This is a genomic window from Flavonifractor sp. (genome assembly GCF_019422385.1).
Classification (GTDB): Bacteria; Bacillota; Clostridia; order Oscillospirales; family Oscillospiraceae; genus Flavonifractor; species Flavonifractor avistercoris.
Genome location: NZ_JAHZDL010000127.1, coordinates 1 through 4919, shown reverse-complemented (window position 1 = coordinate 4919; position 4919 = coordinate 1). Strand labels below are relative to the sequence as shown.

The 4919-nt window shown below is 69.3% G+C and carries 4 protein-coding genes and 1 pseudogene; 3 read left to right on the top strand and 2 right to left on the bottom strand.

Annotation, left to right across the window (positions count from 1 at the left end; translation table 11 throughout):
• Nucleotides 1–184: pseudogene (locus tag QZ378_RS12150) on the bottom strand (NADH-quinone oxidoreductase subunit F); the annotation flags it as partial.
• Nucleotides 185–196: 12 nt separating this feature from the next.
• Nucleotides 197–697: an NAD(P)H-dependent oxidoreductase subunit E gene (locus QZ378_RS12145; protein ID WP_191379766.1), complete on the bottom strand. Its 501-nt coding sequence runs from the start codon at nt 695–697 to the stop codon at nt 197–199.
• 238 nt (nt 698–935) lie between these two features.
• Here QZ378_RS12145 and QZ378_RS12140 point away from each other — a divergent pair, with 238 nt between their 5' ends.
• The 3 genes from QZ378_RS12140 to QZ378_RS12130 all read left to right on the top strand — a co-directional run bounded on the left by QZ378_RS12140 (nt 936) and on the right by QZ378_RS12130 (nt 4709).
• Nucleotides 936–2450: a spore germination protein gene (locus tag QZ378_RS12140; RefSeq protein ID WP_291258453.1), complete on the top strand. Its 1515-nt coding sequence runs from the start codon at nt 936–938 to the stop codon at nt 2448–2450.
• A complete protein-coding gene (locus tag QZ378_RS12135) occupies nt 2447–3550 on the top strand; it encodes a Ger(x)C family spore germination C-terminal domain-containing protein (protein WP_291258452.1) in 1104 nt (367 codons plus the stop codon). The genes QZ378_RS12140 and QZ378_RS12135 overlap by 4 nt, the downstream gene beginning before the upstream one ends.
• Nucleotides 3551–3623: 73 nt before the next feature.
• Complete coding sequence (locus tag QZ378_RS12130) at nt 3624–4709, top strand: GerAB/ArcD/ProY family transporter (RefSeq protein WP_291258451.1); 1086 nt, start codon at nt 3624–3626, stop codon at nt 4707–4709.
• Nucleotides 4710–4919 lie beyond the last annotated feature (210 nt).

Genomic DNA, 4919 nt, shown 5'->3' with positions numbered 1-4919 from the left:
TGTCGTAGGCCGCGCCGCCCCGGCCCTGGACGCCGTTGGCGGCCAGCACGTCGGCGATGGCGTACCCGTCCATGCCAAGGGCGCGGCGCAGGGCCCGGAAGCCGCCGATGGCCTCATAGCCGGCCAGGCTGTCCGGGTCGTACTTCCCGAAGTTCCGGGTGATGAAACAGACGGTCTTGCTCATGTCCTCTCCCCCTTAATTGAGCTGCTGGAGCATGTCCAGAATCCGCTCCTCGCTGTCCAGATGGCCGTAGACCACCCCGTTGACCCGCACCGCCGGCGACACGTCGCAGGCACCGAAGCAGGGCACCTTCTCGATGGAGAAGCGCCCGTCGTAGGTCACCTCGCCCACCTCCAGGTTGAGCAGCCGCTTGAGCCGCTCCAGCAGGGTGTCGCTGTCCTTCACCCGGCAGGGGGCGCTGGAGCACACCTCCAGGGTGAACTTGGCCCGGGGCTTGTCGTGGAGGGCGGTGTAGAAGGAGATCACGTCGTACACCTGGGTGGGCTTGACCCCCAGCTTCTCCGCCACATAGTAGGCGGCGGACTCCGGAATATAGTGCCGCTCCACGGCGGCCTCCACGTCCAGCAGGATGCCCACCAGCTGGGTGGGATCCCCGCCGTGGGCGGCCAGGATGCCGTCAATCTTCTCCGCCAGCTCCTGATCCAGGGTCTCGGCGGCCTGGGTAAAGGGTTTCATTTCCGCTCCTCCTTACAATGAAATTGAGACAAAAGAGACCCCGCCTGAAAAGGGGGGCGCCGGGTACTGACCAAAAGGAAAGTGGGTAGTTCATTGATTGAACTTCTGAGTTTCGTTAAAAGTATATCAGCAACGGGGGCAAATTGCAACGGGTGCGGACAAATTTGTATAACCGGGCAAAAGAAGGGCATCCTAACAAAGTTCCATTCGACAAAATCGACAAAAGGAGGGGCGCGGCATGGGTATATTCGGGCCGAGAAGGGAGCCGGGGGAGCCCCATCCCCGGCGGGAGCCCCGCTATCCGGGGCCCCTGACCCTGGCGGGGGTGGAGGAGATCTTCCGGGACTGTGTGGACTTCACCAAGCGGCCGGTGGCCCTGGAGGGGGGCCCCGCCCTCACCCTGTGCTACCTCAGCGGCATGGTGAAGATGGAGCGGGTCAGTGACTACGTGCTCCGCCCCCTGGCCCAGGACAAGTCCCTGGCCGGCTGCGCCGATATGGGGGCGCTGATGAAGAAGATGGAGGACGGGGCCCTGTACAACCTGTCCGCCGCGGAGCGCACCACCCTGGATCAGGCGGCCTTCGACCTGGTGTCCGGCTGGTGCCTGCTGTTCTTTCCCGGGGAATCCGCCGTGCTCTCCTTCTTCACCGGCACGGAGGAGAAGCGCTCCATCTCCGCCCCCAGCAACGAGACGGTGCTCAAGGGCGCGCGGGACGCCTTTGTGGAGAGCCTGCGCACCAACACCTCCATCGTCCGCCGCCACATCAAGGCCCCGGAGCTGCGCATCCGGGAGCAGACCGTGGGCCGCCAGTCGGCCACCCTGGTGGACATCTTATATATAGAGGGGCTCACCGACCCCGCCCTGGTGAAGCGGGTGGCGGCCCAGCTGTCGGACATCGACATCGACGCCGTCCTGGCCACCGGCAACATCGAGGAGTATATCGTCCCCGCCCAGCGCACCCCCTTCCCCCTGCTCCAGTACACCGAGCGGTCCGACCGCTTCTGCGCCGGCCTGGCGGAGGGCCGGGTGGGCATCCTCATCGACGGCCTGCCCCTGGGCTACCTGGCCCCCGGGGTGCTGGGGGACTTCCTCCGGGCCCCCCAGGACAAGTCGGAGAGCTGGATGCTGGCCACGGTGCTCACCCTGCTGCGCTATACCTGCATGCTCCTCACCCTGCTGCTCCCCGCCCTCTACGTGGCCATGGTCACCTTCCACCAGGAGATGATCCCCACCAAGCTGGCCCTGTCCATCATCGCCGCCAAGCAGGACGTGCCCTTCCGCTCCGCCTTTGAGGTGATCGTGCTGCTGCTGGCCTTTGAGATCCTCCAGGAGGCGGGCCTGCGCCTCCCCCAGTCCATCGGCCAGACCGTGTCCATCATCGGCGGCCTGGTGGTGGGCAGCGCGGCGGTGGAGGCCAAGATCGTCTCCCCGGCGGTGCTCATCGTGGTGGCCGTGGCCGGCATCGCCGGGTACACCATGCCCTCCCAGGAGCTGGCGGGGGCCCTGCGCATCTGGCGGTTCCTGCTGGTGACGGCGGCCAGCCTGGCGGGCCTGTTCGGCGCGGCGGCGGCCCTGGCCGCCCTGGTGGCACACCTGGCGGGGCTGGAGAGCTTCGGCGTGTCCTATCTCTCCCCCTTTGCCACCGAGTCCGACGGGCCGGCGCAGGGCAGCGGGCTGATCCGCCGCCCCCTGCCCCGGGTGAAGTGGCGCCCGGCGGCCATCCACCCCGCCAACCGGAGGAACCAGCGGTGAGGCGGGTACTGTGCGCCCTCCTGGCCGCCGCCCTGGCCCTCCCCCTGGCCGGGTGCCGCCGGGGCGTGGCTGCGCTGCCCCGCGGCCGGGAGATCGAGGACATGGAGCTGATGCAGACCCTGGGGGTGGACGCGGCGGAGGCGGGACAGGTGGCCGTCACCGCCTCCAGCGGGGCGGGGGACGGGCCGGACAGCGGGGCCACCGTGGTGAACGGCTCGGCCGCCACCCTCAGCGCCGCGGTGCTGGGCCTCCAGAGCGAGGGGGCCTCCTACCTCTATTTCGGCCACGTGGGCCAGCTGCTGGCGGGAGAGGAGCTGGCCCGCCGGGGGCTGTGGCCCACCCTGGACTATGTGCTCCGGGATGTGGAGATGCGCCTGGACACCGCCCTCTATCTGGTGCGGGGCGGTGAGGCCGGCGCAGCCCTGGAGGCGGCGGCCCGGGACGGCTCCGCCGCCGGCCGGCTGGAGGCCATGGCGGAGGACGCGGGCCTGCTCTCCGGCTCCGCCCGCCGGACGGTAAAGGACGCCATTACCGACCTCTACGCCCAGGGGGCCACCTTCCTCCCCGCCGTGACGGCGGAAACCGGCCTGCCCGCCGCCGGGTACGGCATCTTGAAGGACGGGGCCCTGGCGGCCTGGACGGGGGAGGACGCCGCCAGGGGGATCAACCTGCTGCTGGGCTCGGTGGAGGCCGACGTGGTGGAGCTCCCCCTGGACGGGGGCGGCACCGCCGCCCTGCGGGTGGTGGGGGCCTCCTCCTCGGTGCGCCCGGTGGTGGAGGGGGGCACCCTCACCGGCCTGACCGTCACCTGTAAGGTGGAGGCCAACCTGGCCGAGGGGGATTTGGACTTGCGGGACGAGCAGGCGGCCCGTGCCCTGGAGGAGGCGCTGGCCCGGGTGGAGCATGACCGGGCGTGGGCCGCCCTGTCCCTGGCCCAAGAGCTGGACGCCGACTACCTGGGCCTGCTGAGCCGGGCGGCACTGGCCCGGCCGTGGCACAAGGCGGCCCTGGAGCGCGCCGCCCTGGCCGGGCTGGAGCTGGAGCTGTCCGTGGAGGCGGAGCTCCGCCGCGGCTACGACGCCGCCCGGCAGGAGGAATAAAGGATGTGGGGTGCGACGACCCCGGCGCGCCTTGCAGGTGCATCACAGAGCCAAACCAGAAGGAGGAACATTCATGGCCGACGACCGCATCTCTCTGCGGCAGCTGCTCTCGCTGCTCTTTGCCGCCCTGCTGGCCCCGGCCATCGGGGTGCTCCCCGCCCAGACCGCCGCCCTGGCCGGGGAGGCGGGGTGGCTGTCCGCCCTGGCGGCCCTGCCGGTGCTGCTGGCCGCCCTGTGGGCCCTCTGGGCGCTGCTCCGCCCGGCGGGGGAGGGGGCGGGCCTGGCCCAGGTGACCCAGCGGGTGCTGGGGAGGCCCCTGGGCAGGCTGGTGCTGCTGCTCTGCCTGGGGTGGGGGCTGCTGCTCCTGGCCGCCAACGCCCGGCTGTTCTCCCTGCGCTTCCTGTCCGCCAGCTACAGCAATTCCCCCGCCGGGCTGTTTCTGGCGGTGCTGCTGGCCCTGGCCCTCTGGCTGGCGTGGAAGCCGGTGCGGGTGCTGGCCCGGGCGGGGGAGATCTTCCGCCTGGCCCTGGCGGTGGGGCTGGTCTTCTCCCTGGCTCTGGGGGCCTTCCAGATCGAGCCCCGCCATGTGCTCCCCATCTGGACGGAGGACGTGCCCGGCCTGCTCTCCGCCGCCCTGCCGGTGCTGGGCCTGCTGGGCTATGGGCTCTTTGCCGCCTTCCTGGGGGGCAATGTGACGCGGACGGGAAACGACCGCCGCCGCCTGCTGGTGTGGGGGATGGTGTTCTGCCTGGTGCTCACCGCCCTGCAGCTGGTGTGCCAGGGCAACTTCGGCCCCACTCTTACCGCCCGGGCGGACACCCCCTTCTTCTTAATGGTAAAGGGCATCGGCATCGAGGGCACCTTCCAGCGGGTGGAGTCGCTGATCATCGCCCTGTGGGTGTTCTCCGACCTGGCCCTGCTGGCCCTGCTGGCCTCCTCCTGCGCCGCCCTGGCCCAGGCGGTGTTCTCCTTGAAAGAGAGAAGGCACGCCGCCGTGCCGGTGGCGGCCGCGGCGCTGGCGGGGGCGTGGCTGCTGTTCCCCGACGCCTTCTCCCTGGATCGGTGGATGGAAAACGTGGTGTGGCCGGGCAATCTGCTGCTGGGCTTTGGGCTGCCGCTGCTCCTGCTCTTGGTCAAAAAGCTGAGAGGGCAGGTATAGACAGGCAGATCTTGTGCATACTAAGGGGCGGCGCACCACAGATCTGGGCCCTCGAAAAAACTCTGAAAAAAAGCGGAAAAAGGTGTTGACAAAGCGGCCGAAAGCTGGTATTCTATCTGAGCGCCTCACGGGAGGGCAAGAAAAAGAAGGAAACGGACGGGAGAGACCGGGCGGAAGCCGGACGGACTTCTGAAAGATTCCTGAAAAAAG